This is a genomic window from Sinorhizobium psoraleae (genome assembly GCF_013283645.1).
Lineage (GTDB): Bacteria > Pseudomonadota > Alphaproteobacteria > Rhizobiales > Rhizobiaceae > Sinorhizobium > Sinorhizobium psoraleae.
Genome location: NZ_JABEKV010000002.1, coordinates 1111296 through 1135748 on the forward strand (window position 1 = coordinate 1111296; position 24453 = coordinate 1135748).

The following is a 24453-nucleotide window of genomic DNA, read 5'->3' on the forward strand; positions in this document are numbered from 1 at the left end:
CAATATAAAGATGGGTAGAGCCATCAAGACACATTTGTGATGATGTTGTCAGGCTCTAACCGGCGAACGAGGACAAAAGAATGGCATTGGCAGGTTTGCTGCATCAAAATGCAATTATCCCGGCCATGAGGGCCAACTCGAAAAAACAACTCCTTCAGGAATTGGCGGCAAAAGCATCCAAACTCACCGGACTTCCGGAGCGCGACATCTTCGATGTCATTCTGCAGCGGGAACGGCTCGGCTCCACCGGGGTCGGCAACGGCATCGCCATTCCTCATGGAAAGCTCAACAATCTTTCTTCGATCATCGGGATCTTCGCGCGACTGGATACGCCCGTCGACTTCGAGGCGCTTGACGACCAGCCGGTCGACCTTGTCTTCCTGCTGCTGGCACCCGAAGGCGCCGGTGCCGATCATCTGAAGGCTCTGTCGCGCATTGCCCGCGTTCTGCGTGACCACGACATGGTCGCGAAGATCAGGGCGAGCGATTCCGCCAGTGCGATCTACACGCTGCTCAACGACGACACGACTTCGCACGCGGCATGAAATGGCCGCCGTCAATAAGGCTGACGGCGGTTCAAATGATCGATGAAAATCCGGAACAAAGCGCCTTGGCCCGAAATGCCGAGACGACGATAGATGTTCTTGCGGTGGATACGAACCGTGCCTTCGGCGATATTCATCGCCGTGCCGATCGAACGATTGCTGTGGCCACGCAGGATCAGCCGGACGATCGCGCGCTGCTGCTTGGTAAGCCGGTCGGCGCAGAGACTCTCGAAAGCACCCTCCAGGACATCCGGTCCGTGTCCGTTCGCGATCGCGGCCGCCATATCCCTTTGGCGCCAGTTGGACCGGATCGCCTCGCGCACGATCGGTTCGTAGAGCCGCAGCCGCTCCAGTTCCTGGTCGCTGAACGGTGCACCATCGCGGCAGCGCATCAGCGAATAGGTCGCCCGCATTGCCTCCTCGAGCGGGACGACGAAGCCCACCTCCTCGATCAGGGATCCGGACTCCATCGACACGCAGGGATGGACCTCGCTCGACGATGAAAAGTTCGACTGGAAGAACCGGTCGGGCGCGAGCTCCCTCATCCGCCACAAACCTGCCGGCTGGCCGTTGTTGCAGGCGACGTAGAACGGGTCGAGCAGATAGGCGCCGCCAAGATAGGCCTTCAACGCTCGCGGCGAGACGCCATGCGTGTAGCCATCGTAGAGCAGGATCGGGCGTGTGTCGTATGGAAAGGCAAAAACGACCGACAGGTCGAAGGGGGCAATCGCGCGCAGCATGGCGTCGAGCGAGGCGCCGAAATCCGGCGTGCCGATAAACTTGATCATCGCGGAAATGTCTGCCGATTCCCTTGCAAGCATCGCGTGAGCGTTCCCCTTCGCCGTATCCCCCATGGGATATCGACAGCCCCTGCTTCGTCAACAATAATTCCCGAAACATGCGATAATCGCCTGCTGCATGCAGTGGGCTTTTTGGCCTCAGGCGGGCGGAAGGGGAAGCGTGATGACAGGCAGGCTTTCTGGGAAGGTTGCGCTCATCAGCGGCGGCGCCGGCGGATGCGGATTGGCAGCCTCACAGCTCTTTGCCCGCGAGGGCGCCAAGGTCGGCATCGTCGACCTGCCGAAGAGCAAGGGCCAAGAGGTTGCGGCCGCCATTCGTGCCGAGGGCGGCGAGGCCATCTTCGCCGCCGCCGACGTTTCGGTGTCCGCCGAGGTGAGCGCTGCGGTCAATGCCGTCGAGACCGCCTTCGGCCCGATCACAGTGCTCTTCAACCATGCCGGCATTCTTGCGGTTGGCCCATTCCTTGAAACGGAAGAGGAGGAGTGGGATCGGCTGATGGCGGTGAATGTGCGCAGCATGTTCCTGATGACCAAGGCGGTACTCCCCGGGATGCTCAAGGCAGGCGGCGGCAGCATCATCTGCACCTCGTCCATTTCCGCCGTCGCCGCGACGCCCATGGAGGTGCTTTATGATACCACCAAGGGGGCTTGCCACATGTTTGCCCGCGCGATCGCTGTCGAATTCCGCGACCGGGGCATCCGCTGCAACGCCGTCTGCCCCGGCTTCATCGCGACCGACCATGGCAAGCGCGAGATCGCGGGTCTGAGCAAATACGGCGTCGACGTCTCCGAGGCGGCGATCGCCGCCCAGCAGGGACGGATGTGCGACCCGATGGAGGTCGCCAATGCCGCGCTGTTCCTGGCAAGCGACGAGGCAAGCTTCGTCAACGGCACGCATCTGTTCGTCGACAATTGCTTTACGGCAGTCTGAGAGGGGAGACAAGGAATGCTGCAGACGGGCGGCCACTGGCGCAACTGGGTCGGAAACCAATCATGCATCGTGCGCCACAAGGGTGCGCCGGAAAGCGAAGCCGCGCTCTCCGAGATGGTCCGGGAGGCAACGGTCCTTGGTCTCAATGTACGTTGCGCCGGATCGGGCCATTCGTTCACGCCGGTGGTCGCGACGAGCGGACTGCTGCTCACGCTCTCCGGCATGCAGGGCGTCGTCGGCATCGACCAAGAGCGCAAGCGCGTCGCCGTCAGAGCGGGAACGACGATCAACCAGCTTGGCAAGGTACTGAAATCGAGCGGGCTTTCACTCATCAACCAGGGCGACATCGACAGCCAGGCCCTTGCCGGTGCGCTGACGACTGGGACGCATGGCACCGGCGCCAAGCTCGGCAACATGGCCTCGCAGATCGTCGGCATGCGCCTCGTCCAGCCCGACGGCAGCATTCTCGTCGTCGACGAGAGTACACCGGACCTGTTGGAAGCGGCGCGCGTCTCCGTCGGCATGCTTGGGGTGATCTCGGAGATCACCCTGCAGGCCATGGACGCCTACAATCTCCATGAAAAACTATGGCGCTGCGACTTCGACGAATGCATGGAGCAGCACGACGAACTCGCCGCCAAGCACCGCCATTTCGGTTTCTTCTGGTGCCCTGTGCCCGAAAGCCGACATTGCTACTGCCTACCGGACACGTCGTCGGTGTCGACGACCGGCAAGACCTCCGATGTCTGCGAGATGAAGGTGATCGACATCACCGACCGTCCGCCGATGGAGCAGGCATTCGAGAAGATTGCCTATTCGTCGGAGATCTACCCGATCGAATACGTACCCAACTTTCACGAACTCGAATATGCGGTCCCGGTCGCCCAAGGCAAGGATGCCGTTCGGGCGGTGCGCAAGCTGATGCTCGAAAAGCATCCGACCTGCATCTATCCGATCGAGTATCGCTTCACGGCAGGCGATTCCGGCTGGATCAGCCCGTTCTATGAGCAGGATTCGATCACGCTGTCGGTCTCGGGTGAACCCGGCACCGACTACTGGGAATACCTGAAGGACGTCGACACGATCCTTCGCCAGTACGGCTCGCGCCCGCATTGGGGCAAACTGCACTTCCTCGGCGCCGAGGATGTGACGGCGCTCTATCCGCGCGCCGGCGACTTTCGGGCGCTCCGGGCCCGGGTCGATCCCGAAGGCCGCTTCCTCAACGATCACCTCCGGCAGCTCTTTGCCTGAGCCGATCGGTCAAAGGCGTGCGGCAATTTGGGTCAACGACATGTATAAAAACAAGGATCTCCGCGCGGCCCCTCATCCGCCTACCGGCACCTTCTCCCCGCAAGCGGGGCGAAGGGACGATGCCGCACGCTCTTAAGTCCCCTCTCCCCGCCTGCGGGGAGAGGGCTAGGGTGAGGGGCAGTCCCGTCGCCCTTTTACGCATTCAAGTCTTTGTTGGGTGCTGGTCCCAAATCCGCTGCAAGCGCTCTCAGCGAATGCACGGCGCTGGGAGGGGCGACGTCAGGCCGACGGCGTTCCGTTTTCGGTCGCGGCAGCCTTGGGACCGCCCTTGGAAACGCCGACCATCGCCGGACGCAGCACGCGCTCGCCGATGACGTAGCCGGCCTGAATGACCTGGACGACCGTGTTGTTCGGTACGTCGGCATTCGGAACTTCGAACATTGCCTGATGGAAATTCGGATCGAACTTCTGACCGACCGGCTCGAGCTTCTTCACACCATGACGTTCCAGAGCTGCAAGCATCGAGCGCTCGGTCATCTCCACGCCTTCGATCAGGGCGTTGAAACCCGCCTCGCCGGCTTCTTTCGCCTCGGGCGGGATAGCCTCGAGGGCGCGGCGCAGGTTGTCGGACACGGCCAGCATGTCGCGCGCGAAACCGGCGACCGAATAGGCCTTGGCATCCTTGACGTCACGTTCGGTGCGTCGACGCAGATTGTCCATCTCGGCCGCGAGGCGCAGATATTTGTCGCGCAATTCAGCATTCTCCGCTCTGGCGAGCTCCAGCGGATCCGGCGCGGCCGCAGGAGCCTCGACCTCCTGTCCTTCCGCAGCCTCGGGCGCAGCGGTTTTTACAGGTTCTTCTGCCGCAGTCGCCTCGGGTCCGTGTTTGTTCGTGTCGTCGGTCATGACGTTCTCCGGAATGTCTTTCTGTATCTTCGGCATCGCCAAGCAAAAGCAAATCGCCTCGCTCGACCTGGTGTTGTCTGGATTTGAAGCCGATATCGAGGTTTGACGTCGAAAAATCAAGGGTGGAATGCCGCTAGCCCGGAATTGCCGCCTCAACGCGACAGGCGCGACATCAGCTGCGCGGTGTAATCGACCATCGGGACGATGCGTGAATAGTTGAGCCGAGTCGGGCCAATAACACCGACCGCGCCGACGATGCGATCATCCCCATCGCGATAGGGTGCGACGATCAGCGACGAGCCGGAGAGCGAAAAGAGTTTGTTTTCCGACCCGATGAAAATGCGCACACCGGGGCCGCTTTCGGCGAGGTCGAGAAGCTCGATCAGGCTGTCCTTCTTTTCGAGGTCATCGAAAAGCATGCGAAGGCGGTCGATGTCCTCGCCCCCTTCCAGCCCCTCGAGCAGGTTGGCGCGACCGCGAACGATAAGGCGCGTCGGCTTTTCATCACCTTCGCTGCCGGACCAGATCGCCAGCCCGCGTTCGACGAGATCCTGCGACAGGACATCGAGTTCGCCGCGCACGGTCGCTTTGAGCTTCTGCAGTTGCGCGCGCACCTCGGCAATGGTTTGCCCGCCAAGATGCGCATTCAAGAAATTGGCGGCCTCGGTCAGTTGCGCGCTCGTGACCCCCGCCGGGAGCTCGATGATGCGGTTCTCGACCTGGTCATGTTCGCCGACGAGGACGGCAAGCGCCTTGGTCGGCGCCAGGCGGATGAACTCGACGTGCTTCAGCACCGGATCACTCTTGGTGGTGATGACGAGACCCGCACCGCGGGACATGCCCGAAAGCATCTGGCTCGCCTCGGTGAGCAGGCTCTCCACCGGCTGATCCCGATCGCCGCGGCGGAACTGGCGTTCGATCGAGGCACGCTCCTCCGCCGAAAGGTTGCCGACCTGCATGAAAGCGTCGACGAAGAAGCGCAAACCGGTCTGGGTCGGCAGACGGCCCGCGCTGACATGGGGCGAATAGATGAGGCCGAGATGTTCGAGATCGCTCATGACATTGCGCACGGAAGCGGGCGAGAGCGACATCGGCAGGAGCCGCGAAAGATTGCGCGAACCGAGCGGCTCGCCGCTCTCGAGGTAGGTCTCCACAATGCGGCGAAAGATTTCACCGGAACGCTCATCCAGCGCCGCCGCGATCTCCTTCGCTCCGGAATTGCGCAGTACCATGTCACTCCGTGCAACAATCGTTCGTATCCTGCTGAAATATAGTGGTCCGAGCCGGAGATAGCAAAAGGGAAAAATCGATCCCCCCAGCCGATATCAGCCGGTTCCCTTTGCGTTCGCCATGCTCTAGAAGGCTCAACAGACAAGATAGGAGATGACGATGCGGCCATCCGGCAGAAAAACCGACCAAATGCGCAAGGTTTCCTTCGAGCGCCACTTTTCCAAGCATGCAGAAGGTTCATGCCTCGTGCGCTTCGGCGACACGCATGTGCTGTGCACGGCAAGCCTCGAAGAGAAGGTCCCCGCCTGGTTGCGCAATGGCGGCAAAGGATGGGTCACCGCGGAATACGGCATGCTGCCGCGTGCAACCGGCGAGCGGATGAAGCGTGAGGCGGCGAGCGGCAAGCAGAGCGGCCGCACACAGGAAATCCAGCGGCTGATCGGACGGTCGCTCCGCGCTGTCGTCGATCTGCCGGCGCTCGGCGAACGCCAGATCTCGATCGATTGTGACGTCATCCAGGCGGACGGCGGCACCCGCACGGCCTCGATCACCGGCGCCTGGATCGCACTCTACGACTGTCTGAAGTGGATGGAGGCGCGCAACATGGTCAAGGTCGAACGCGTGCTCAAGGATCATGTCGCTGCCATTTCCTGCGGCATCTTCGCCAATCAGGCGGTGATCGATCTCGACTATCTCGAAGACTCCGCCGCCGAGACCGACGCCAATTTCGTCATGACCGGCAATGGCGGCCTCGTCGAGATCCAGGGAACGGCCGAAGGCAAGCCCTTCACGGAAGAAGAATTCGCAAGCCTGATGACACTTGCCAAGAACGGCATTGCCGAACTCATTGCACTGCAGAAGCAGGCAATCGCCGGCTGATCGAAAGGACGAGATTTGACCCCGGCGCTGGAAGGCATTCTCGAAACTGCGCTTTACGCGGAGGATCTCGATCGCGCCGAGGCCTTCTATGGCGAGTTGCTCGGCTTGCAGCAGATCACCCGCGCCGGCAATCGGCACGTGTTCTTCCGCTGCGGCGCCGGCATACTCCTGATCTTTAACCCGGCCGAGACAATAAAGCCGCCACCGGCCGGGGCAGCGCTCCCCGTGCCGCCGCACGGCACGACGGGCAAGGGGCACATGTGCTTCCGGGTCGCCGCGCAGGCACTCGACGCCTGGGAGGAGAAGCTCGAAGCCGCGGGCGTACCGATCGAAGCGGATATCCGCTGGCCAAACGGCGCCCGCTCCTTCTACTTCCGCGATCCGGCCGGCAACAGCCTGGAATGCGCCGAGCCCGGCCTTTGGGCGATCGATTGAACGCGGCTGCAGCCGCCTGAACGGAACAGAGCAGAATGCGCAAACTGGATGACAAGACGCTCGTCGTCGCGAGCCACAATGCCGGCAAGATCCGCGAAATCCGCGACCTGATCGGCCCGCTCGGCTTCGAGGCGAAGTCGGCCGCCGATCTCAATTTCGTCGAGCCGGAGGAAACCGGCACGACGTTCGAGGAAAACGCAACGATCAAGGCGCTCGCCTCCGCCAGAGCCTCCGGCCTGCCGGCGCTTTCGGACGATTCCGGTCTCGTGATCGATGCCCTCGATGGCGCCCCGGGCGTCTACACGGCGAACTGGGCCGAGCGCGAAGACGGCAGCCGCGACTTTGCCATGGCGATGGAAAAGGTGGAAAAGGCGCTCAAGGAGAAGGGCGCGGTGACGCCCGAGAGCCGAACCGCCCGCTTCGTCTCCGTGCTCTGCCTTGCCTGGCCGGACGGCCATGTCGAGCTCTTTCGAGGCGAGGTCGAAGGCCGAGTCGTCTGGCCGCCGCGTGGAACGAGCGGTTTCGGCTATGACCCGGTCTTTCAACCGAAGGGCTACGACACCACCTTTGGCGAGATGAGCGCGGAAGAGAAGCACGGCTGGAAGCCCGGCGACAGCCAGGCTCTTTCACACCGCGCCCGCGCCTTCAAGCTGTTCGCCGAAACCTGCCTCGGCGCCTGAAAGACGAAGACAATGCGTTTGACCCCGCTATCGGCGATCGGTGACGGCATGGACCCCGGCTTCGGGGTTTATGTGCACTGGCCGTTTTGCGCGGCCAAATGCCCCTATTGCGACTTCAACAGCCATGTCCGCCATCAGCCCGTGGACCAGCCGCGCTTCGTCGCTGCCTTCCTCCGGGAAATGGCCGAGGCCCGCGAGCTCTCTGGCCCGCGAACGGTCACCAGCATTTTCATGGGCGGCGGCACGCCGTCGCTAATGGATCCGGCGACGGTCGAAGCCATCCTGAACGGGATTGCCAATCAGTGGCACGTCCCTGATGGCATTGAGATCACCATGGAGGCCAATCCGTCGAGCGTCGAGGCGACGCGCTTCCATGGCTATCGTGCTGCCGGCGTTAACCGCGTCTCGCTCGGCGTCCAGGCACTCAACGACCGTGACCTGAAATTCCTGGGGCGGCTGCACAATGTCGAGGATGCGCTAAAGGCGATCCGGCTGGCGCGCGAGATCTTCCCGCGCATGTCCTTCGACTTGATCTATGCCCGTCCGAACCAGACCGTCGAGGACTGGGAGCGCGAGCTGAAGGAGGCCGTCTCCTACGCAGTCGATCATCTCTCGCTCTACCAGTTGACGATCGAGGAAGGCACGCCCTTCTACGGGCTGCACAAGGCCGGCAAACTTGTCGTGCCCGACGGCGAGCAGTCCGCGGTGCTCTACGAGGCGACGCAGGAGATCACGGCATCGATCGGCATGCCGGCCTATGAAGTGTCCAATCATGCACGGCCCGGCGCCGAGAGCCGGCATAATCTCACCTATTGGCGTTACGGCGACTATGCGGGCATCGGCCCCGGCGCGCATGGGCGCCTGACGATCGACGGCGCCAAGGTCGCGACCGCGACGGAACGCAAGCCCGAAGAATGGCTTCGCCTGGTCGAACAGCATGGCCACGGCATGATCGAACGCGAGTTGCTCGATCAGGAAGCTCAGGCCGACGAACTCCTGCTGATGGGCCTCCGGCTCAAGGAAGGCGTCGACCTGGCGCGCTGGCAGAGCCTTTCCGGCCGCGACCCCGATCCGGACCGTGAACAGTTCCTGATCGATCACGGCTTCATCGAACGGCTCGGCAATTCACGGCTGCGCTGCACGCCGGCCGGCATGCTGATCCTCGACGCGGTGGTTGCCGACCTCGCCTGCTGAAACGACCGATCCCGAAATCCGGCCGCGGTCAATCATGCGTTTCGCCGAAGAGCGGCGTCGCCAACATCGAAGGCCTTTGCTCGAATTCGTCGAACCATCGTGTTATTTGCGGTCGCGCGCGAAACGACGGCAAGTTGCGGAACTCCATCCAGGAAAGAGCCGTCGCCAGTGCGATGTGGCCGACGTGGAGCGGGGCCATCGCGTCCAGCGTGGTTTCCAGCCAATCATAGGTCGCCTCGATTTTCTCGGCATAACCATCACGAAGTGCCGCGTAGCGCAACTGCTCCGGCCGTCGGACAGTCTCCCAACGGAGACTGATCCCCGTCTGAGCCAGCCCCTGCGCGACCGACTGCAGAACCAGGGCCTGCCAGCGGGCCTCGCCTCCTTCCGGAATGAGCCTCCTGCCGCCGTGAAGCGTGTCCAGATAGGCGCATATCACGTCAGAATCGAAGATCGCCGGGTAGTCTGCGCGAAGCAATACGGGAACCTTTCCGAGCGGGTTCTCGGCGTAGACTCGCTCATTGCGTTGCGTCGGGCTGGTTTCGTGATGAATGACTTCCAGCCGGTCCGCGATTCCGGCTTCGTGGGCGAAGACGAGCGCCTTTCGGGCGAAGGGAGAATGGGTTTGGTAGTAGAGGATCATGTTACCTCGCGGTGGGTTCGTGAACTTGCCCGCAAGGATAGTGCATGGACTGTGAGAATTGCGCTCTGTTCCGGCGGCCGCTGTGCAAGTTTGTTTCGTGCGAGGCCAGGATCACCCCCGACCCCGCAACCTGCCCCGGTCGCCGGACATGAAGCGTCAGGCAGCGGTGCGTTCAGTTCTTTTTAACCGGAGCAACGATCGCCCAAAGGACGCCGAACGGATCGCGGAGCTGGCCGTAATAGTCGCCCCAGAAGGCCACCGCCAACGGCATCGTCACCTCCGCACCCGCAGCGACGGCACGCTTCCACCAGAAATCCGCATCATCGACGACGAGATGCAGAACGACGCCGTCCTGCGGCTTCCAGGGGCAACCGTATTCCGGGAACGGATCGCTCAGCATCAGTGCACCGCCGTTGATCGTCAGATGGCAGTGGATGAGGCGTTTGCCGTCCTCGGCGTATTTGCGATCCACCTCCTTGGCACCGAAGGCACGGCCGTAGAATTCCGCCGTCGCATTCGCGTCCTGAACGCCGAGATAGGCGATGACGCCGGCCATCGGCGGGGGCGACGGCGCCTGCCAATCGACCTCCGACGTCGGTTCGAGATCGATTGCGGCCTTGAGGCTTCCGTCCATGTAGAAGGGCACGGACTCGTGCTGGTGCGCGATCTTCCATCCCCTCTCCGTACGTCTCAAACCCAGCGTCTGGCGAAACCATAGCGCCGCCTTTTCGCCGTCCAATTTCTCGCCGGAGAGATGGGTGAGCGCCGTCGCGAAAGCCACGTCGCCGCCTGCCGAGATCTCCAGCTCCTGAAACCGGTAGCCGAGCGGCCCCTTCCAAGTCGAGAACCACTGTTCGAGGCCCTCGGCCCCCGCCGCCGTTTCCTTCAGCGGCGGCGCCAGCGAATAGACGAGGCAATCTTCTGTGCCGTGGGCAAGCACGCGACCCGCGTCTTTCTCGCGCATGGCGCTTGCCCAATCCTCGATCACCGAGCGAATCTCGGCGATGGCGGCAGTTCTGTTCTCGTTGACAGACATTGTTCATCTCCTTTTCGGTGCGAAAAGCGGCCGGAATTGCCTCAGGTAACAGTCAGAGCTTCGCCGTGAGGGTGGCAAGCTGATCGGCGCATTGACCCCATCCCTGGTGAAAGCCCATTTTCTCGTGAGCCTCCCGGTCGGCAGTGGTCCAATGGCGGACCCTAGCGGTGTAACGGGTCTTGCCGCCTTCATCCTCGAAGGTCAGGATGACTGTCATGAACGGCTTCTCGGAGGGTTTCCAGGCTTCGGTAAAAGCGTCGGTGACGACGAGCTTCTCATTCGGCACGACTTCCAGATAGACGCCGAAATTCGGAAAATCCTGGCCTTCCGGCGAGCGCATGACGATGCGGTTTGAGCCCCCGGGCCTGACGTCGAGCTCGGCATTCGGCGTCGTCCACGGCAGAGGCGCGAACCACTGTTTCAAGAGATCGGCCTCGGTCCAGGCACGGTAGACTTTTTCGCGTGGCGCATCGATCAGCCGGGTCAGCACCAGTTCGCGGTCGTCGGTGGGCTTCATGTCGGTCGTTCCTGTCATTTCCAAATTCCTCCGTGGTGGTTTCAGTCCAAGGACGAACGGAGAAATCAGGTTCCGACAGCGGCAGCCGATAATTTATTGTTTTTCTTCGACGAGCGCGGAGGAGGCCGTTTCCGCAGCAAGATGGTCGAGCTGCATACGGATATAGGCGGCCTCTGCGCCGTTGGTCGCAAGCGCAATGGCGCGGTCGAACGCAATGCGCGCCTCGCCCGCGCGACCCATCTGCTTGAGCAGGCCCCCGCGCAAGCCGTGATAGTAGAAATAGCCGGCGAGCCTGTCGCCAAGGGGCTCCACAAGCGCCAGCGCTGCTTCGGGCCCCTCGCGCTTCGACACTGCAACGGCACGGTTGAGAGTGACCACGGGCGACGGTTGCAGACGTTCGAGCGTCTGATAGAGCAGGTCGATTTCCTCCCAGTCGGTCAGTTCGGGACGCGCGGCGCGGGCGTGCAGCGCCGCGATTGCCGCCTGAACCTGGTAGGGACCGGGACGCCGGTGGCGCATGGCCTTGTCGATCATCGCGAGCGCCTCGGTGATCATTTCCCTGTTCCACAGGCGGCGGTCCTGGTCCTCGAGCAGAACGATGGCGCCCTCTGCATCGAAGCGCGCCCTGGCGCGCGAATGCTGGAGAAGAAGCAGCGCTGTCAGCCCCATGATTTCCGGTTCGCCCGGAAACAGTCTGAGGAGGAGCCGGGAGAGCCGGATGGCCTCGTCGCATAGATCGGCGGACACGCCCTCCGGACCATTCATCGCCGAATAGCCCTCGTTGAAGACGAGATAGATCATTGTCGCGACGGCTGCGAGCCGTTCCGCGCGATCGGCGGCATCTGGCGTCTCGAAGGGAATGCCCGCTGCAGCGACACGCGCCTTGGCTCGGGTAATGCGCTGCTCCATTGCCGCTTCGCTGACGAGGAAGGCACGCGCGATCTGCTTGACCGAGAGGCCGGAGACGACCCGGAGCGCCAGCGCGATCTGCTGGGTCGCCGGCAGGGCCGGATTGCTGCAGACGAAGAGCAGCCGCAGGATGTCGTCGCGATAATGCGACCCGTCGAGGCGGTCGGCGAGTTCATCCTCCCGGTCTTCCAGATCGGAAAGCAATTCCTCCGGGGGCAGCGCCGTCTCGCGCGCCTGCCGCCGCACCTTGTCGATGCCGCTGTTGCGGCCGACGAAGATCAGCCAGGCGGCGGGATCCCGCGGCGGGCCGCTTCTCGGCCAGGCTTTCAATGCCCGGATACAGGCCTCCTGGAAGGCTTCCTCGGCCATGTCGAGGTTGCGGAAATAGCGCAGAAGTGCACCCATCGCCTGCGGCCGGGCGGAAACCAGAGCGAGATCGATCCAGGCGGTGTCTGTCATGAGGGAAGCTCACTTGGCTTGTAGATGGCGAGGGGACGGATCTCATAGGCGCCGGGGCTGGGATTGACCTCGCCGAGTTCGCGCGAAAAGGCGATGGCCTCCTCCAGCGAGGCGCAGTCGACGATGAAGAACCCGAGCAGTTGTTCCTTCGTCTCGGCAAAAGGACCGTCGATCACGATCGGTTCGCCGCCGCCGTGGCGCAGCGTCGTCGCCGCGGTCGTCGGCAGGAGACGGGCGACCGGGCCAAGCTTGCCGGCCTCCGCATATTTCTTCTCGACGGCGGCCATGTCGCGCATGACCTTGCCGTCCTGCTCCTTGGTCCAGGTCCCGGTAACATCTTCCGAATTGTAGCAAAACACCGCGTAAAGCATCGAGAACTCTCCCGCTCTGATCTCAAGACGAACGACGCTAGAGATAGCCGACAAGCGGGGCGAAAAAAACACGCAAGTATCCGCTGTGGGGGCAGGCTCCTGCCGGTATCGCGGAAGCGGCGGTGCTGATGGCTTCCGACAGGAGCAAGCCATCAACGCATTGGTCGCCAATTTTACCGGTGCGAACTGGTGGGCTAGATCTTCCTCTCGCCGCTGAGCTTCCGCTGCGCCGGCAGTGTCCGCAACCGCTTCAGTAGCCGGCCGTCGATCGCCGCGAGCCCTGCTGCGATCAGGGTCATGCCAAGGAAATGCTTGGGCTCGAGTCGTTCCCCAAGAAACGCCGCACCGAGCAAGATGGCACTGACGGGGATGAGGAAGGTCACCAGCATCAGATTGGTCGCGCCGGACGTTTCGAGGATGCGGAAAAACAAGACATAGGCGAGCGCGGTCGAGATCAAGGCGATGCCGAGAAGTGCGGCCCAGACGTCGAGCCCGGGAAAGGCAAGCGTCCAAGGCCGGTCGGCGATCAGGGCGAGCGGCACGAGCATCAAGCTCGAGGCACTGACCTGCCCGGTCGCCGTCAGAAGCGGCGCGACGCCCATGCGCTTGAAACGGCGAGCAAAAACGCTTGCGAGCGAATAGGAAAATGCGGCACCGAGCACGGCAAGTTGCGCGAGCACGTTCGAGCCGAGGCCACCAATTGCTGCCGGACCGATCATCACCGCGACACCGAAGAAACCGATCAGAACGCCGGTCAGCTTGTTCGCGGTCATTTTCTCGTCATCCGTCAGCAGATGGGCAACGACAACGCCGAAAAGCGGCGTGGTGGCGTTGAGAATGGAGGCAAGACCGCTGGCAATGTGCGTCTGTCCCCAGACGATCAGCGAAAAGGGAACGAGGTTGTTGAGCAGTCCCATGCCGAAGAATGCGAGCCATACCTCGCGCCGGCGCGGCAGCGCGAGCCCAAGAGCGCGGATGAAAAGCAGAAGGGCCGCGGCCGCAAGCGTCACGCGCAGCGCGACGATGGTGAAGGGCGGCAGCGCTTTCACCGCAATGCCGATGAAGAAGAACGACCCGCCCCACAGCACGGACAAGGCGATGAGCATGCCCCATTCCCGCGCACCCATGACCCTCGCACCTGCCGAACTGCTCATGACATTTCCCTTCATGATTTAGTTTTCCCGATGTTTTCAGGCAGGGAGCCCTAGCGCTTTCCCATATTTGTTTATCACACAAGATGTTATACTTTCCCAAGCGAACAATTTTCTGGAAATGATTGAGTTTAGCTAAATCATGGAAACGCCGCTCCCTTCGCTGTCGGCACTGCGCGCCTTCGAAGCGGCCGCGCGCAATCTGAGCGTGACGTTGGCCGCCCGCGAGCTCAACGTGACGCCGGGCGCCGTGAGCCTGCAGGTGCGCGAGCTGGAGACTGCACTTGCGGTGAAACTGTTCGAGCGCCGCCCGCGGCAGCTTGTGCTGACCGATGAGGGAAATGCCTATTTCGCGACGCTGAGGCGCGCCTTTCGGATGATCCGCGAGGCGACCGAAGACCTTGCCGCCCGCAACCGGGCGCCGGTGCTGACGATCAGTTGCACGCCGACTTTCGCCGCCCAGTGGCTCGTGCCACGTCTCGACGATTTCGAGAAGAACATGCCGGGTATCGACGTGCGTCTCAATGCCTCGAACCGGCTGACGGACTTCGACAGGGATGCGGTCGATGTCGCGATCCGCCATGGTTTTGGGCAATATCCGGGTCTTGCGAGCGAACGCCTGCTCGATGACGAGCTCGTCCCGGTGCTGAGCCCGGCGCTGATGCGGTCGCGCCCGCTCGCAGAGCCGGCCGACCTTCGCAACCACGTCCTTCTGCACGACGTACAAAGACAGGATTGGCGGCTGTGGCTCGACGCCGTCGGGGCGAGCGAGGTTCAGAGCACACGAGGGCCGGTTTTCATCAACAGCAACGGCGCGATCGAAGCGGCAAGGGCGGGCGACGGCGTCGCCCTGGTGCGGCTTTCGCTGGTCGCGCGCGAACTTCGGGAAGGCGCGCTTGTTGCACCATTCGCCTGCGGCGTTGCGACGAACCTCGCCTATTATCTTGTCTATCCAGCGCCAGCGCTCGATCGGACGGCTGTGGCAGGTTTTCGCAGATGGATTCTCGATCAGGTCGGCAAAAGCTAAAAAGCCCGACACGCAGCCGGGCTTTTCAAATAAATGAATATTCTGCTTTATTCGTTGATCAGCCGCTTCAGCAGTTCGATCTCGTGGCTGAGCTTCGTATCCGCCGCGATCAACTCCTCGATTTTGCGCACGGCATGCAGCACCGTCGTATGATCGCGACCGCCGAAGCGTCGGCCGATTTCGGGGAACGAGCGCGGCGTCAGCGTCTTCGACAGATACATGGCGATCTGGCGCGGCTTGACGATGACCCGCGTGCGTCGGTTCGACACCAGCTCCTGGCGCGAAACATTGTAGTGCTTGGCGACGACGCGCTGGATGTCCTCGATGCGGACGCGCCGCGGTTCACCGGCGTTGACGAGATGGCCAAGCAGTTCGTCGACGCGCTCGATCGAGAGCTGAGGCTCGAAGGAACGGCGGAAGAGCAGCTGGTTGAAAGCGCCCTCCAGCTCGCGGCCGCTGGCCGTGACATTGCGCGCAACGTGGCACAGGATATCGGTCGGGATATCGAGCGATGCATCGTCCTGGCGTGCGGCCTCGAGCCGCCGCTTCAGCATCTCCAGCCGCATCTCGTAATCCGGACCTTCCATCTCGATCGCGACACCGCCCTGAAGCCGCGAGCGAACACGGCTGTCGAGCGATTCCAGTTCCCACGGCGCGCGGTCGGCAGCGACCACGACCTGCTTGGCGGAGTCGAGCAGCATGTTCAAGAGATGGCAGAATTCGTGCTGGATCGACTTACCTTGCAGGAACTGCATGTCGTCGATCACCAGAAGATCGATATTGCGCAGCGATTCCTTGAGGGACAGCGCGTCGTTGTCGCGAATTGCGGTCGCGAAGCGCCACATGAAGTATTCGGCCGTCAGATAGACGACGCGTGGCGCCCGGGCGCTCTGCAGTGCGGCGATCGCGATCGCCTGCAAGAGATGCGTCTTACCGAGGCCAACGCTCGAATGGATGAAAAGCGGATTGAAACGCACGGCGCCGGCACCGGCTTCGGCGATCGTACGCGCGGCGGCGAGCGCCACGCGGTTCGACGAGCCTTCGACGAAACTGTCGAAATTGTAGCGCTGGTCGAGCGGCGACCCGAAAAGCGGCGCCTGGGCCGGTCTCTGCACGGTTGCCACGGCCGCCGCGGCGACCGAGGCAATCGACTGGGCCGCTGCCGGACGTCGTGCCGGGGTCGTCGGAACCGTTTCACTTGCCGCCGGCATCGCTTCTTCGTGGGCAACCGGACGCGCGCCGCGGGTCGCGGTGCGTACAAGGATTTCCACCTTCAGGATTTCGCCGTCTTCCTGCTGAAACAGGTTGGTGATGAGATCGAGATATCGGTTGTTGATCCAAGACTTCAGGAACGTCGTGGGCACCGAAAGACGTACAACGCTCTTGGAAATCGAATGGAGCTTGAGACGTCCAAACCAGCTTGCGAAGACATCCGGACCGACTTGTGCTTTCAAACGCTGACTTACGCGCTCAAAAAGTGCGTCATGCCGCATGTCGTGTTTTTCCCCCGCCGCCTGAGACTGATTGCTTCCGGCCTGACCTGCGTCAGCTGCCGTCGCCAAATTCATCTGCATGTTGCCGCCTTCCAAAATCATGCTCCGATGCCGTCATTGCTGCCGGCCTCATCTCTTATGTCCGTCTGCCACGGCTGCCTTCAAGCCATGCCGCGTCCGACGAACGCTCCTGTCACACCGAAAGCGGGCTCCTCATATCCCGCTTCGGTGCGCGTTGCGCTCACCCGCCCGCTTTCGCAAGCGAATGTCCCCTCGCGCCTCGCCTTTACCGATTCCACCCGGCCGCTTTCAAGCCGCGCAAAATCGCATTCCTCGTTACCGGCTGCGCCGCACCCTCGTACGAAGCGGACAGCCCGACTGCCTCCTTCTGCCTGGACGCCTCACAGGCGTCCTCCTTAGAGCGTCCCAGCCATTCCCTCAACCACAAGACGAAAGATCCTCGTCCCGGAACGAAGGATCGGCCCGGTTTCTCTATCTTGACTTGTTTGATTGAACGACGTGGAGTGACCCCGCCACAGGGAACAGAAAGCTCGAGGCCACCTCATCGAAATGGCCCTGCACTTCCCTTTACAGATATGGTCTGTGTCCCCTGTGGGAGGCATTTAGGCAGGATCGACCGGCAAGATCAATCGCGAATTTTACCCATCGTTAAACGCCCCCGGTTGACTCTCTTGCCGCCTTTTGCTTGCCGCATTCTGAGTCCATCAAGAATCGCTTTTGAATCAAGGGTTTTGATTTTCTCGCGCTTGCTTAGCTGGCGAAAAAGAAAAAAAATAAAAATTCGCTTGACTCGCTTCGGACCCGGCCTGTCCCCGATCTCCGGCGACACCGGCGCGAAGACCTCGCGTAAGCCATTGAAATTGTTTCTAAAAATTTGTCATCGCAATGACACACGCAAAAACACGGCGCTTCACCATCGCGGTGACAGAAGTATGAATCCGAAAAGCCCGGCGCAAGGACCGGGCTTTTCATCAACAGATTTTTATTTAGCCGGGTTAGGCCGAAAGGCCCTTCACGCGCTGTGCCAAGCGGGAAACCTTGCGCGATGCCGTGTTGGCATGCAGCACACCCTTGGTGGCGGCGCGCATCAGCTCCGGCTGCGCTGCCTTGAGGGCTGCGGCTGCGACTGCCTGATCGCCGGCAGCGATGGCTTCTTCAACCTTGCGGATGAAGTTGCGGACGCGCGAACGACGGGCCTTGTTCACTGCGGTGCGGCGTGCGATCTTGCGGGTCGCCTTTTTCGCCGAAGTTGTATTGGCCATTGATGCCTCTCTTCGAAAACTGACATGAACTCCGCCTTCGCCGTGCCGGGTCACTGCGACCTGTCATCCAAAGCAATTCGGGAGCATTATCGGAAAGCCTCGGGTTGCGGCGTTCCAAGCTGAGGGCGGCGTATAGCTGGAAACCGCCCTCTCGTCAACGCGCAAATTTGAGAAAACTGTGCGGTATCCGCTTCACTTATGCCGGAAGTCTGCCTTGCGCTTTCCGACGAAGGCAGCCATCCCCTCCTTCTGATCCTCGGTTGCAAAAAGCGACTGGAAAAGCCGCCGTTCAAAGCGCAGGCCTTCGGCCAAGGTAACCTCAAGCGAGCGGTTGACCGCCTCCTTGGCCATAACGACCGCCGGCAGCGAGAAGCCAGCAATCTTTTCGGCGGCGGCCAATGCTTCTTCCATCAGTTTTTCGGGCGCCACCACACGCGAAACGAGTCCCGACCGTTCGGCTTCCGCCGCATCCATCATCCGGCCGGTCAGCACCAGATCCATCGCTTTCGCTTTGCCGACGGCGCGGGTGAGGCGCTGCGAACCGCCCATGCCCGGAATGACGCCGAGGGTAATCTCGGGCTGCCCGAACTTCGCCGTCTCCGACGCAATGATGATGTCGCACATCATCGCAAGCTCGCAGCCACCGCCGAGCGCAAAGCCGGAAACGGCGGCAATCACCGGCTTGCGGGCGCTGGCGATCCGCTCCCAGTCGCCCAGAAAGTCGCCAAGATAGGAATCGACGAAATCGAGCGCCTGCATCTCCTTGATGTCGGCACCGGCCGCGAAGGCGCGCTCCGAGCCGGTCAGCACGATCGCGCCGATGTCCTTGTCGGCGTCGAAGGCCTTCAATGCGGCATCGAGCTCCCGCATCACGGTCGAATTCAGCGCGTTCAGCGCCTGCGGGCGGTTGAGCGTGATCAGGCCCACGCGTTCGCGTGTTTCGACCAGCAACGTCTCGTAACTCATTCTTGATCTCCTCCGTTCGGATGCGCCCGGTCGAGCGCCCTATTTCTGGCAGCGCGGGCAATAGAAGGTCGAACGCCCGGCATGAACGATGCGGGCGACGGTACCGCCGCAGTCCGGCTTGCGGCAAGCCTCGCCTTCGCGATCATAGACCGAAAAGGAATGCTGAAAGTAACCGAGCGAGCCGTCCGTCTGGATGTGATCCTTCAAGGAGGAACCGCCGGCGGCGATGGCTTCGGCGATCACCTGACGGATCGCCTCTGTCAGCGTCACCAGCCCCTGCCTTGCGCGCCCGCGCTTGTCCACCAGCGAGCCGGCCGGACGGGAGGGCGACAGGCCCGACCGCCACAGCGCCTCGCAAACATAGATATTGCCGAGACCGGCAATGATCTTCTGATCCAGGAGCGCCGCCTTGAGCGGCTGCGCCTTGCCCGCAAAGCGCTGGGCAAGATAGGCGGCATCGAGCGCATTTCCGGTCGGCTCCTGGCCGAGGTCGCGGAAGAAGACGTGATCGGCGATCCCGTCGCGCCGGGCGAGGTCCATGAAGCCGAAGCGGCGCGGGTCGTTGTAGATCACCCGCGCGGGTCCGGACTGGCCGCTCAGATGAAAGATTACGTGGTCGTGCTTCTCGTCCTTGCCGCGCGGATGATGGAACCTGCCCGGTGTGTCGGCATCCGTGCCGGCCTCGACCCGGAATGAACCGGACATGCCGAGATGCGCGATGATCACGTCGCCGCCTTCGAGATCAATCATCAGATATTTGGCACGGCGCGACAGGGAGACGATGCGGCGCCCCGCAACGGAAGCGGAAAAATTGTCGGGAAAGGGAAAGCGCAGGTCCGGCCTGCGCAGTTCGGCCCGCACGAGAAGCGCCCCTTCCATGGTCGGCGCGAGTCCCCGCCTGACCGTCTCGACCTCGGGCAATTCCGGCATTGTTCGTCTTCCCTCTTCGGCTCGCGCACCGGTCGTGCACGCCATTCCCTTGACGGCATTGTTGTCCTATACAGCGCCGCGCACCTATCAGACGCGCAAAGGACGCTGCAGCACTTTAAATTGCCGCATGTTTTTATCCTTAAATCGGATGCGATTTAAGGAAACATGCAGTAGGGATGCGCTATGCCGCAGCCGCATCCTCACCGCTGAGATAGCGCGGACAAGGTGATTTCGCTATGGTGCCGGCAAATTTGGTTGAAGTGGAGTTTTTCGTATGACGGATGAGCGCGTATCGGCCAATGGCGGCATGGAAACCTCCTTCGGTTTCCGCGAAGTCGGCGCAGGCGAGAAGCAGCCGCTCGTCAACGATGTCTTCCACAAGGTCGCCAAGCGCTACGACATCATGAACGACGTGATGTCGGCCGGGCTCCATCGTGTCTGGAAGGACGCGATGATCGCGGCGCTCAATCCGCCGCGCCGGGAGGGCTATCGGGTGCTCGACGTGGCCGGCGGCACCGGCGACATTGCCTTTCGCATCGTCGAGGCCTCCGCGCGTCACGCGCATGCGACCGTGCTCGACATCAACGGATCGATGCTCGCCGTCGGGGCCGAGCGGGCAAGGAAGAAGGGGCTGTCGGCCAATCTCGACTTCGTCGAGGCCAATGCCGAGGACCTGCCCTTCGCGGCGAACTCCTTCGACGCCTACACGATCGCCTTCGGCATCCGCAATGTGCCGCGCATCGACGTGGCGCTCAAGGAGGCCCACCGCGTCCTGAAGCGCGGCGGACGGCTGCTGGTGCTCGAGTTTTCCGAGGTCGACATGCCGCTGCTCGACCGGTTCTATGACGCCTGGTCGTTCAACGCGATTCCGAAATTCGGCAAGCTGATCACGGGCGACGACGCTCCCTACCAGTATCTGGTCGAATCGATCAGGAAGTTTCCGAACCAGCGCGATTTCGCCGCGATGATCAAGGATGCGGGCTTTTCGCGTGTCAGCTTCACCAATTATACCGGCGGCATCGCGGCACTTCATTCCGGCTGGAAAATCTGACCACATGAGCACGCCTGGAGCATATTTCCGTCTTGTGCGGATCGGCTGGGTCCTTGCGCGCGAGGACGCCTTTTCGGCGGTCCCTTCCGAACACCTTCCTCCGCTCGCGCGTTTCGTGCAGAGGCTCGCCGGATTGCTTGCTCGCCGCAGGGCCCGGTTCGAAGCGCGCAGCGGACGGCTTGCCCGCGCCGTCGAACGGCTCGGTCCATCTTATGTCAAGATCGGCCAGTTCCTGGCGACACGCCCGGATGTCGTCGGCGCGGAGCTTGCCGCCGACCTGTCGCTTTTGCAGGACCGCATGGCGACGTTTCCACAGAGCGAGGCCAGGGCCGCGATCGAAGGATCGCTCGGCCGCTCCGTCGATGAGCTCTTCGTCGAATTTTCCGAGCCGATGGCGGCCGCCTCGATCGCGCAGGTCCATACCGCCGTCGTCATGCGCGACGGCCGTCGCGAACAGGTCGCCGTCAAGGTCATCCGTCCGGGTGTGCGACAACGCTTCGCCGCCGACATCGAAGCCATGTACCTGGTCTCCCGCATGCAGGAGCGGTTCCTTCCCTATACGCGCCGGCTGAAGCCGGTCGAGGTGACGAAGACGATCGAGCAGACGACCAAGGTCGAAATGGACCTCAGACTCGAGGCCGCGGCGCTTTCCGAACTCGGCGAGAACACCAAGGAAGATTCCGGTTTTCGCGTGCCCAAGGTCGACTGGGAGCGCACAGGCCGCGACGTCGTGACCATGGAATGGATCGACGGCGTGAAGATGTCGGACATCGAAGGTCTGAAGCGGGCCGGCCACGACCTCAACAAGCTCGCCGAAACGCTCATCCAGTCCTTTCTCCGGCACACGCTGCGCGACGGGTTTTTCCACGCGGACATGCACCAGGGCAATCTGTTCGTCGACAATGCCGGTCACATCGTCGCCGTCGACATGGGCATCGTCGGGAGGCTCGGCAAGAAGGAACGCCGCTTTCTCGCCGAAATCCTCTACGGCTTCATCATGCGCGATTATCAGCGCGTCGCCGACGTGCATTTCGAGGCCGGCTACGTTCCCTCGCACCATGATGCCGCGAGCTTCGCCCAGGCCATTCGCGCGATCGGCGAGCCAATCCATGGCCAGCCGGCCGAGACCATCTCGATGGCAAAACTCTTGACGCTACTATTCGAAGTCACCGAGCTTTTCGACATGCAGACGCGCCCGGAGCTCGTCATGCTGCAGAAGACCATGGTGGTCGTCGAAGGCGTTGCCCGTACTCTCAATCCGCGGTTCAACATGTGGAAAGCGTCGGAACCGGTCGTCGGCAAATGGATCCGGGACAATCTCGGGCCGAAGCGCATCGTCGCAGACGTCCGCGACGGTCTCCACGCGGCGTTCAGGCTAGCCGAGGCGATCCCCGATATTGCCGCTAGGACGGAGCGCTTCTCGGCGGATATTATGGCGATGAGCGAAGACGGCCTGCGCTTCGATGCCGAGACCGCAGAGGCGATCGGCAAGGCCGAGGCGCGCCATACGCGCTCCGGCCGCATCGCGCTCTGGATCATCGCGGCGACGCTCCTCTATCTTGCCTGGCTGCTTACCTGATCGGCATAGAATCCATCGCTTGTCTGCCGAAATCACTTCCGCTTCTTCGCATCCTGAAGTAGCATCCGGCCATGGACAGTCGTTTTGCGCTCGTGATGATGGTGACCACGCAGACCTCAGGGTGTGCGGGGAACCTGTTGCGCTAAGCAGCCTGTCTCCACGCCAACCCTGCCGAGGCGAGCAGGGTTCGGCTCTGTTTCCTCGGTCCCACATCCGATGAGAGGAAACGATGACCACCGCTCCGCCCGAAATCCGCATTCGCGCCGCCTCCGTCTCCGACTGGGAGGCGCTCGCCGCCTTACGCGACCAGCCCGGCGTTCGCGCCGGCACATTGCGGCTGCCCTTCGCACCGCCCGAACGGACGCGAAAATGGCTCGAAAATCTCACCGAATCTGACATGCTCATCGTCGCGGAACTCGACGGGCGCATCGTCGGGCTCGCCGGCCTGCATCGTCACAGCGGACGACGGCAGCATGCGGCGGATCTCGGCATGAGCGTCCATGACGACTACCGGCGGAGGGGGATCGGCAAGGCCCTGCTCGACGCGCTGATCGATGCGGCCGACCGCTGGCTCGGCATTTCTCGCATCGAGTTGACGGTCTTCACTGACAACGAAGCTGCGATCGCGCTCTACCGCCAGGCGGGTTTCGTAACCGAGGGCGTGCTGAAATCCTGGGCGAGACGGGACGGCGCGCTCGCCGACGTGTTGGTCATGGCGCGCCTTCGCGCGTGACGGCAAGCGGTTCTCTGCGAGGACACCTCCGCAGGGGCTCCCGTCGCCTTTCGAGCACATGTTCCATTCGAAACTGCGAATATGCATTCGTGATGCGATCGTTCCGCCATGGATGACGAAGGTCATCCCGAACTCGGAGGAGAGGACGTCATGCGCAAGATCATCATCGCAGCCGCCGTCGCGGTTACCACCATTTCCCTTGCCGCCCCTTCCGAAGCCGGCGGCTTCTCGATCGGCTTCGGCAACGGCCATTACCATCACGGTTGGAGCGGCCGCGTCGGCTTCGCCGGCAGCTATTACGACGGTCCCTATTACAGCGACTATTACGAACCCTATTGCTTTATCAGGAAAGTGAAGCGCCACGACCGTTTTGGCAACTTCTACATCAGACGAGTCCGGATCTGTCGCTAACCCGGTAAAACCGGATGATGAGCAAACCCGGTCGCTTGCGGCCGGGTTTTTCTGAATTGCTTGTGGAATCGTTGGTCTGCCGGGCACCGACCTTGCCGCGCCATTTTTCCTTCCCCTGCCCATTGACGACGTCGCTCGGGCGCGCTCCAACAGCACGAGTAGCGATGAATGGTGGAGGACTGGATCATGGATCTCGGTATCGAAGGCAAACAGGCTCTCGTGCTCGGCGGCAGCAAGGGACTTGGGCGCGGTATCGCCGAAGCGCTTGCCGCCGAAGGTGTTGCCGTCGCGCTCACCGGCAGGGACATGCATGCGAGCGGCAAGATCGCCGCCGAGATCCATCCAGCCGCAGCCGGCTTTGCCCTCGATCTTGCCAAACCCGAAACGATCGACCCCTTTCTGGATCGGCTGAGCGCTGAATTCGGCCCGGTCGACATTCTGGTCCTGAACGGCGGCGGCCCGCCGCCGACGCTTGCGGCCGATATCGATCCCGATTTCTGGCGAAGACAATTCGAGGCGATGGTGCTCGCCGGCATGCGCATCACGCACCGCCTGCTGCCGGCCATGCGCGAGCGGCGCTTCGGCCGCATCATCGCCGTCGCCTCGACCAGCATCCGCGAACCGATACCGGGGCTCAGCGCCTCCAACGCCTTGCGCAGTGCGCTTGCCGGTTGGATGAAGACGCTCGCGGGCGAGGTCGCGGCGGACGGCGTCACCGTCAACATGCTGTTGCCGGGGCGGCTTGCGACCGATCGCACGCTGTCCTTCGACCGCATGGACGCGGAAAGTGAAGGGGTCAGCATCGAAACGGTCGCGGCGCGCAGCCAGTCCGAAATCCCGATCGGGCGTTACGGCACGCCCGCCGAATTCGGCGCGGCCGCCGCCTTTCTCGCGAGCCGGCAGGCCGCCTATGTCACCGGTATCGCACTGCCAGTCGACGGCGGTCTCAGCCGGTCGATGCTTTGAGTTGCTGGCGGGCCAGCATGTCACTTGAGCGAATGAAGCCTGGGCAGGCATTGCGGCGGCGATTGCTCGTCGCCATC

General features: G+C 62.4%; 26 protein-coding genes. 13 read left to right on the forward strand and 13 right to left on the reverse strand.

The window, feature by feature from the left end; genetic code table 11:
• The first annotated feature begins 80 nt into the window (after positions 1 to 80).
• On the forward strand, positions 81 to 545 hold the full coding sequence (gene ptsN / locus ILFOPFJJ_RS13955) for a PTS IIA-like nitrogen regulatory protein PtsN (protein WP_173511122.1): 465 nt from the start codon (positions 81 to 83) through the stop codon (positions 543 to 545).
• Between the two features lie 11 nt (positions 546 to 556).
• On the opposite strand, the gene ILFOPFJJ_RS13960 is transcribed toward ptsN, so the two are convergent.
• Complete coding sequence (locus ILFOPFJJ_RS13960) at positions 557 to 1366, reverse strand: helix-turn-helix transcriptional regulator (RefSeq protein WP_173511123.1); 810 nt, start codon at positions 1364 to 1366, stop codon at positions 557 to 559.
• A gap of 142 nt (positions 1367 to 1508) precedes the next feature.
• On the opposite strand from ILFOPFJJ_RS13960, the gene ILFOPFJJ_RS13965 reads away from it, so the two are divergent.
• Entirely contained in the window at positions 1509 to 2276 is a 768-nt protein-coding gene (locus tag ILFOPFJJ_RS13965) for an SDR family NAD(P)-dependent oxidoreductase (RefSeq protein ID WP_173511124.1), read from the forward strand.
• Positions 2277 to 2291: 15 nt separating this feature from the next.
• On the forward strand, positions 2292 to 3527 hold the full coding sequence (locus tag ILFOPFJJ_RS13970; RefSeq protein ID WP_173511125.1) for a D-arabinono-1,4-lactone oxidase: 1236 nt from the start codon (positions 2292 to 2294) through the stop codon (positions 3525 to 3527).
• 279 nt (positions 3528 to 3806) lie between these two features.
• Here ILFOPFJJ_RS13970 and grpE read toward each other — a convergent pair whose 3' ends face one another.
• Positions 3807 to 4433 carry a nucleotide exchange factor GrpE gene (gene grpE, locus ILFOPFJJ_RS13975; protein ID WP_173511126.1) on the reverse strand — a complete coding sequence of 209 codons (627 nt, stop codon included), beginning with the start codon at positions 4431 to 4433 and terminating at the stop codon, positions 3807 to 3809.
• Between the two features lie 152 nt (positions 4434 to 4585).
• Positions 4586 to 5665 carry a heat-inducible transcriptional repressor HrcA gene (gene hrcA, locus ILFOPFJJ_RS13980; RefSeq protein WP_173511127.1) on the reverse strand — a complete coding sequence of 360 codons (1080 nt, stop codon included), beginning with the start codon at positions 5663 to 5665 and terminating at the stop codon, positions 4586 to 4588.
• Positions 5666 to 5822: 157 nt separating this feature from the next.
• Here hrcA and rph point away from each other — a divergent pair, with 157 nt between their 5' ends.
• The 4 genes from rph to hemW are packed head-to-tail and all read left to right on the forward strand — an operon-like array spanning position 5823 to position 8851.
• The gene (rph, locus tag ILFOPFJJ_RS13985) at positions 5823 to 6542 is read left to right on the forward strand and encodes a ribonuclease PH (protein WP_173511128.1); all 720 of its coding nucleotides are present in this window, start codon (positions 5823 to 5825) and stop codon (positions 6540 to 6542) included.
• A 15-nt stretch (positions 6543 to 6557) separates the two neighbouring features.
• Positions 6558 to 6977, forward strand: a complete 420-nt coding sequence (locus ILFOPFJJ_RS13990; RefSeq protein WP_173511129.1) for a VOC family protein — start codon at positions 6558 to 6560, stop codon at positions 6975 to 6977.
• 35 nt (positions 6978 to 7012) lie between these two features.
• Complete coding sequence (rdgB, locus tag ILFOPFJJ_RS13995; RefSeq protein ID WP_173511130.1) at positions 7013 to 7657, forward strand: RdgB/HAM1 family non-canonical purine NTP pyrophosphatase; 645 nt, start codon at positions 7013 to 7015, stop codon at positions 7655 to 7657.
• 12 nt (positions 7658 to 7669) lie between these two features.
• On the forward strand, positions 7670 to 8851 hold the full coding sequence (gene hemW, locus ILFOPFJJ_RS14000; RefSeq protein ID WP_173511131.1) for a radical SAM family heme chaperone HemW: 1182 nt from the start codon (positions 7670 to 7672) through the stop codon (positions 8849 to 8851).
• Between the two features lie 28 nt (positions 8852 to 8879).
• On the opposite strand, the gene ILFOPFJJ_RS14005 is transcribed toward hemW, so the two are convergent.
• The 6 genes from ILFOPFJJ_RS14005 to ILFOPFJJ_RS14030 all read right to left on the reverse strand — a co-directional run bounded on the left by ILFOPFJJ_RS14005 (position 8880) and on the right by ILFOPFJJ_RS14030 (position 13913).
• The gene (locus ILFOPFJJ_RS14005) at positions 8880 to 9494 is read right to left on the reverse strand and encodes a glutathione S-transferase family protein (protein WP_173511132.1); all 615 of its coding nucleotides are present in this window, start codon (positions 9492 to 9494) and stop codon (positions 8880 to 8882) included.
• A 172-nt stretch (positions 9495 to 9666) separates the two neighbouring features.
• The gene (locus tag ILFOPFJJ_RS14010) at positions 9667 to 10530 is read right to left on the reverse strand and encodes a nuclear transport factor 2 family protein (RefSeq protein WP_173511133.1); all 864 of its coding nucleotides are present in this window, start codon (positions 10528 to 10530) and stop codon (positions 9667 to 9669) included.
• Positions 10531 to 10582: 52 nt separating this feature from the next.
• Positions 10583 to 11065: an SRPBCC family protein gene (locus tag ILFOPFJJ_RS14015; protein ID WP_173511134.1), complete on the reverse strand. Its 483-nt coding sequence runs from the start codon at positions 11063 to 11065 to the stop codon at positions 10583 to 10585.
• Between the two features lie 75 nt (positions 11066 to 11140).
• The gene (locus ILFOPFJJ_RS14020) at positions 11141 to 12415 is read right to left on the reverse strand and encodes an RNA polymerase sigma factor (RefSeq protein WP_173511135.1); all 1275 of its coding nucleotides are present in this window, start codon (positions 12413 to 12415) and stop codon (positions 11141 to 11143) included.
• Positions 12412 to 12786, reverse strand: a complete 375-nt coding sequence (locus ILFOPFJJ_RS14025; RefSeq protein ID WP_173511136.1) for a YciI family protein — start codon at positions 12784 to 12786, stop codon at positions 12412 to 12414. The genes ILFOPFJJ_RS14020 and ILFOPFJJ_RS14025 overlap by 4 nt, the downstream gene beginning before the upstream one ends.
• A gap of 194 nt (positions 12787 to 12980) precedes the next feature.
• Positions 12981 to 13913: a DMT family transporter gene (locus ILFOPFJJ_RS14030; RefSeq protein ID WP_173511514.1), complete on the reverse strand. Its 933-nt coding sequence runs from the start codon at positions 13911 to 13913 to the stop codon at positions 12981 to 12983.
• 166 nt (positions 13914 to 14079) lie between these two features.
• Between ILFOPFJJ_RS14030 and gcvA the strand changes: the two genes are divergently transcribed.
• Positions 14080 to 14964, forward strand: a complete 885-nt coding sequence (gene gcvA, locus ILFOPFJJ_RS14035; RefSeq protein WP_173511137.1) for a transcriptional regulator GcvA — start codon at positions 14080 to 14082, stop codon at positions 14962 to 14964.
• Positions 14965 to 15011: 47 nt separating this feature from the next.
• Here the strand turns inward: gcvA and dnaA are convergent, their stop codons facing one another.
• From dnaA to mutM, 4 genes are all read right to left on the reverse strand, one after another.
• Positions 15012 to 16457, reverse strand: coding sequence for a chromosomal replication initiator protein DnaA (gene dnaA / locus ILFOPFJJ_RS14040; protein WP_246299645.1), 1446 nt, complete (start codon positions 16455 to 16457; stop codon positions 15012 to 15014).
• 1016 nt (positions 16458 to 17473) lie between these two features.
• The gene (rpsT, locus tag ILFOPFJJ_RS14045; RefSeq protein WP_173511138.1) at positions 17474 to 17740 is read right to left on the reverse strand and encodes a 30S ribosomal protein S20; all 267 of its coding nucleotides are present in this window, start codon (positions 17738 to 17740) and stop codon (positions 17474 to 17476) included.
• Between the two features lie 192 nt (positions 17741 to 17932).
• On the reverse strand, positions 17933 to 18706 hold the full coding sequence (locus tag ILFOPFJJ_RS14050) for an enoyl-CoA hydratase (protein WP_173511139.1): 774 nt from the start codon (positions 18704 to 18706) through the stop codon (positions 17933 to 17935).
• Between the two features lie 39 nt (positions 18707 to 18745).
• Positions 18746 to 19636: a bifunctional DNA-formamidopyrimidine glycosylase/DNA-(apurinic or apyrimidinic site) lyase gene (gene mutM, locus ILFOPFJJ_RS14055; RefSeq protein WP_173511140.1), complete on the reverse strand. Its 891-nt coding sequence runs from the start codon at positions 19634 to 19636 to the stop codon at positions 18746 to 18748.
• A gap of 274 nt (positions 19637 to 19910) precedes the next feature.
• Here mutM and ubiE point away from each other — a divergent pair, with 274 nt between their 5' ends.
• From ubiE to ILFOPFJJ_RS14080, 5 genes are all read left to right on the forward strand, one after another.
• A complete protein-coding gene (ubiE, locus tag ILFOPFJJ_RS14060; RefSeq protein WP_173511141.1) occupies positions 19911 to 20687 on the forward strand; it encodes a bifunctional demethylmenaquinone methyltransferase/2-methoxy-6-polyprenyl-1,4-benzoquinol methylase UbiE in 777 nt (258 codons plus the stop codon).
• A gap of 4 nt (positions 20688 to 20691) precedes the next feature.
• Positions 20692 to 22266, forward strand: coding sequence for a 2-polyprenylphenol 6-hydroxylase (ubiB, locus tag ILFOPFJJ_RS14065; RefSeq protein WP_173511142.1), 1575 nt, complete (start codon positions 20692 to 20694; stop codon positions 22264 to 22266).
• 229 nt (positions 22267 to 22495) lie between these two features.
• Entirely contained in the window at positions 22496 to 22999 is a 504-nt protein-coding gene (locus tag ILFOPFJJ_RS14070) for a GNAT family N-acetyltransferase (protein ID WP_173511143.1), read from the forward strand.
• 150 nt (positions 23000 to 23149) lie between these two features.
• A complete protein-coding gene (locus ILFOPFJJ_RS14075) occupies positions 23150 to 23410 on the forward strand; it encodes a hypothetical protein (RefSeq protein WP_173511144.1) in 261 nt (86 codons plus the stop codon).
• A gap of 186 nt (positions 23411 to 23596) precedes the next feature.
• Complete coding sequence (locus ILFOPFJJ_RS14080) at positions 23597 to 24376, forward strand: SDR family oxidoreductase (RefSeq protein WP_173511516.1); 780 nt, start codon at positions 23597 to 23599, stop codon at positions 24374 to 24376.
• Positions 24377 to 24453 lie beyond the last annotated feature (77 nt).

What these genes read in the sequence shown, in the direction of transcription:
- ptsN (WP_173511122.1), top strand. Translation starts at nt 81, where the DNA reads ATGGCATTGGCAGGTTTGCTGCATCAAAATGCAATTATCCCGGCCATG.
- ILFOPFJJ_RS13960 (WP_173511123.1), bottom strand. Translation starts at nt 1,366, where the DNA reads ATGCTTGCAAGGGAATCGGCAGACATTTCCGCGATGATCAAGTTTATC.
- ILFOPFJJ_RS13965 (WP_173511124.1), top strand. Translation starts at nt 1,509, where the DNA reads ATGACAGGCAGGCTTTCTGGGAAGGTTGCGCTCATCAGCGGCGGCGCC.
- ILFOPFJJ_RS13970 (WP_173511125.1), top strand. Translation starts at nt 2,292, where the DNA reads ATGCTGCAGACGGGCGGCCACTGGCGCAACTGGGTCGGAAACCAATCA.
- grpE (WP_173511126.1), bottom strand. Translation starts at nt 4,433, where the DNA reads ATGACCGACGACACGAACAAACACGGACCCGAGGCGACTGCGGCAGAA.
- hrcA (WP_173511127.1), bottom strand. Translation starts at nt 5,665, where the DNA reads ATGGTACTGCGCAATTCCGGAGCGAAGGAGATCGCGGCGGCGCTGGAT.
- rph (WP_173511128.1), top strand. Translation starts at nt 5,823, where the DNA reads ATGCGGCCATCCGGCAGAAAAACCGACCAAATGCGCAAGGTTTCCTTC.
- rdgB (WP_173511130.1), top strand. Translation starts at nt 7,013, where the DNA reads ATGCGCAAACTGGATGACAAGACGCTCGTCGTCGCGAGCCACAATGCC.
- hemW (WP_173511131.1), top strand. Translation starts at nt 7,670, where the DNA reads ATGCGTTTGACCCCGCTATCGGCGATCGGTGACGGCATGGACCCCGGC.
- ILFOPFJJ_RS14005 (WP_173511132.1), bottom strand. Translation starts at nt 9,494, where the DNA reads ATGATCCTCTACTACCAAACCCATTCTCCCTTCGCCCGAAAGGCGCTC.
- ILFOPFJJ_RS14010 (WP_173511133.1), bottom strand. Translation starts at nt 10,530, where the DNA reads ATGTCTGTCAACGAGAACAGAACTGCCGCCATCGCCGAGATTCGCTCG.
- ILFOPFJJ_RS14015 (WP_173511134.1), bottom strand. Translation starts at nt 11,065, where the DNA reads ATGACAGGAACGACCGACATGAAGCCCACCGACGACCGCGAACTGGTG.
- ILFOPFJJ_RS14020 (WP_173511135.1), bottom strand. Translation starts at nt 12,415, where the DNA reads ATGACAGACACCGCCTGGATCGATCTCGCTCTGGTTTCCGCCCGGCCG.
- ILFOPFJJ_RS14025 (WP_173511136.1), bottom strand. Translation starts at nt 12,786, where the DNA reads ATGCTTTACGCGGTGTTTTGCTACAATTCGGAAGATGTTACCGGGACC.
- ILFOPFJJ_RS14030 (WP_173511514.1), bottom strand. Translation starts at nt 13,913, where the DNA reads ATGGGTGCGCGGGAATGGGGCATGCTCATCGCCTTGTCCGTGCTGTGG.
- gcvA (WP_173511137.1), top strand. Translation starts at nt 14,080, where the DNA reads ATGGAAACGCCGCTCCCTTCGCTGTCGGCACTGCGCGCCTTCGAAGCG.
- dnaA (WP_246299645.1), bottom strand. Translation starts at nt 16,457, where the DNA reads ATGCGGCATGACGCACTTTTTGAGCGCGTAAGTCAGCGTTTGAAAGCA.
- rpsT (WP_173511138.1), bottom strand. Translation starts at nt 17,740, where the DNA reads ATGGCCAATACAACTTCGGCGAAAAAGGCGACCCGCAAGATCGCACGC.
- ILFOPFJJ_RS14050 (WP_173511139.1), bottom strand. Translation starts at nt 18,706, where the DNA reads ATGAGTTACGAGACGTTGCTGGTCGAAACACGCGAACGCGTGGGCCTG.
- mutM (WP_173511140.1), bottom strand. Translation starts at nt 19,636, where the DNA reads ATGCCGGAATTGCCCGAGGTCGAGACGGTCAGGCGGGGACTCGCGCCG.
- ubiE (WP_173511141.1), top strand. Translation starts at nt 19,911, where the DNA reads ATGACGGATGAGCGCGTATCGGCCAATGGCGGCATGGAAACCTCCTTC.
- ubiB (WP_173511142.1), top strand. Translation starts at nt 20,692, where the DNA reads ATGAGCACGCCTGGAGCATATTTCCGTCTTGTGCGGATCGGCTGGGTC.
- ILFOPFJJ_RS14070 (WP_173511143.1), top strand. Translation starts at nt 22,496, where the DNA reads ATGACCACCGCTCCGCCCGAAATCCGCATTCGCGCCGCCTCCGTCTCC.
- ILFOPFJJ_RS14075 (WP_173511144.1), top strand. Translation starts at nt 23,150, where the DNA reads ATGCGCAAGATCATCATCGCAGCCGCCGTCGCGGTTACCACCATTTCC.
- ILFOPFJJ_RS14080 (WP_173511516.1), top strand. Translation starts at nt 23,597, where the DNA reads ATGGATCTCGGTATCGAAGGCAAACAGGCTCTCGTGCTCGGCGGCAGC.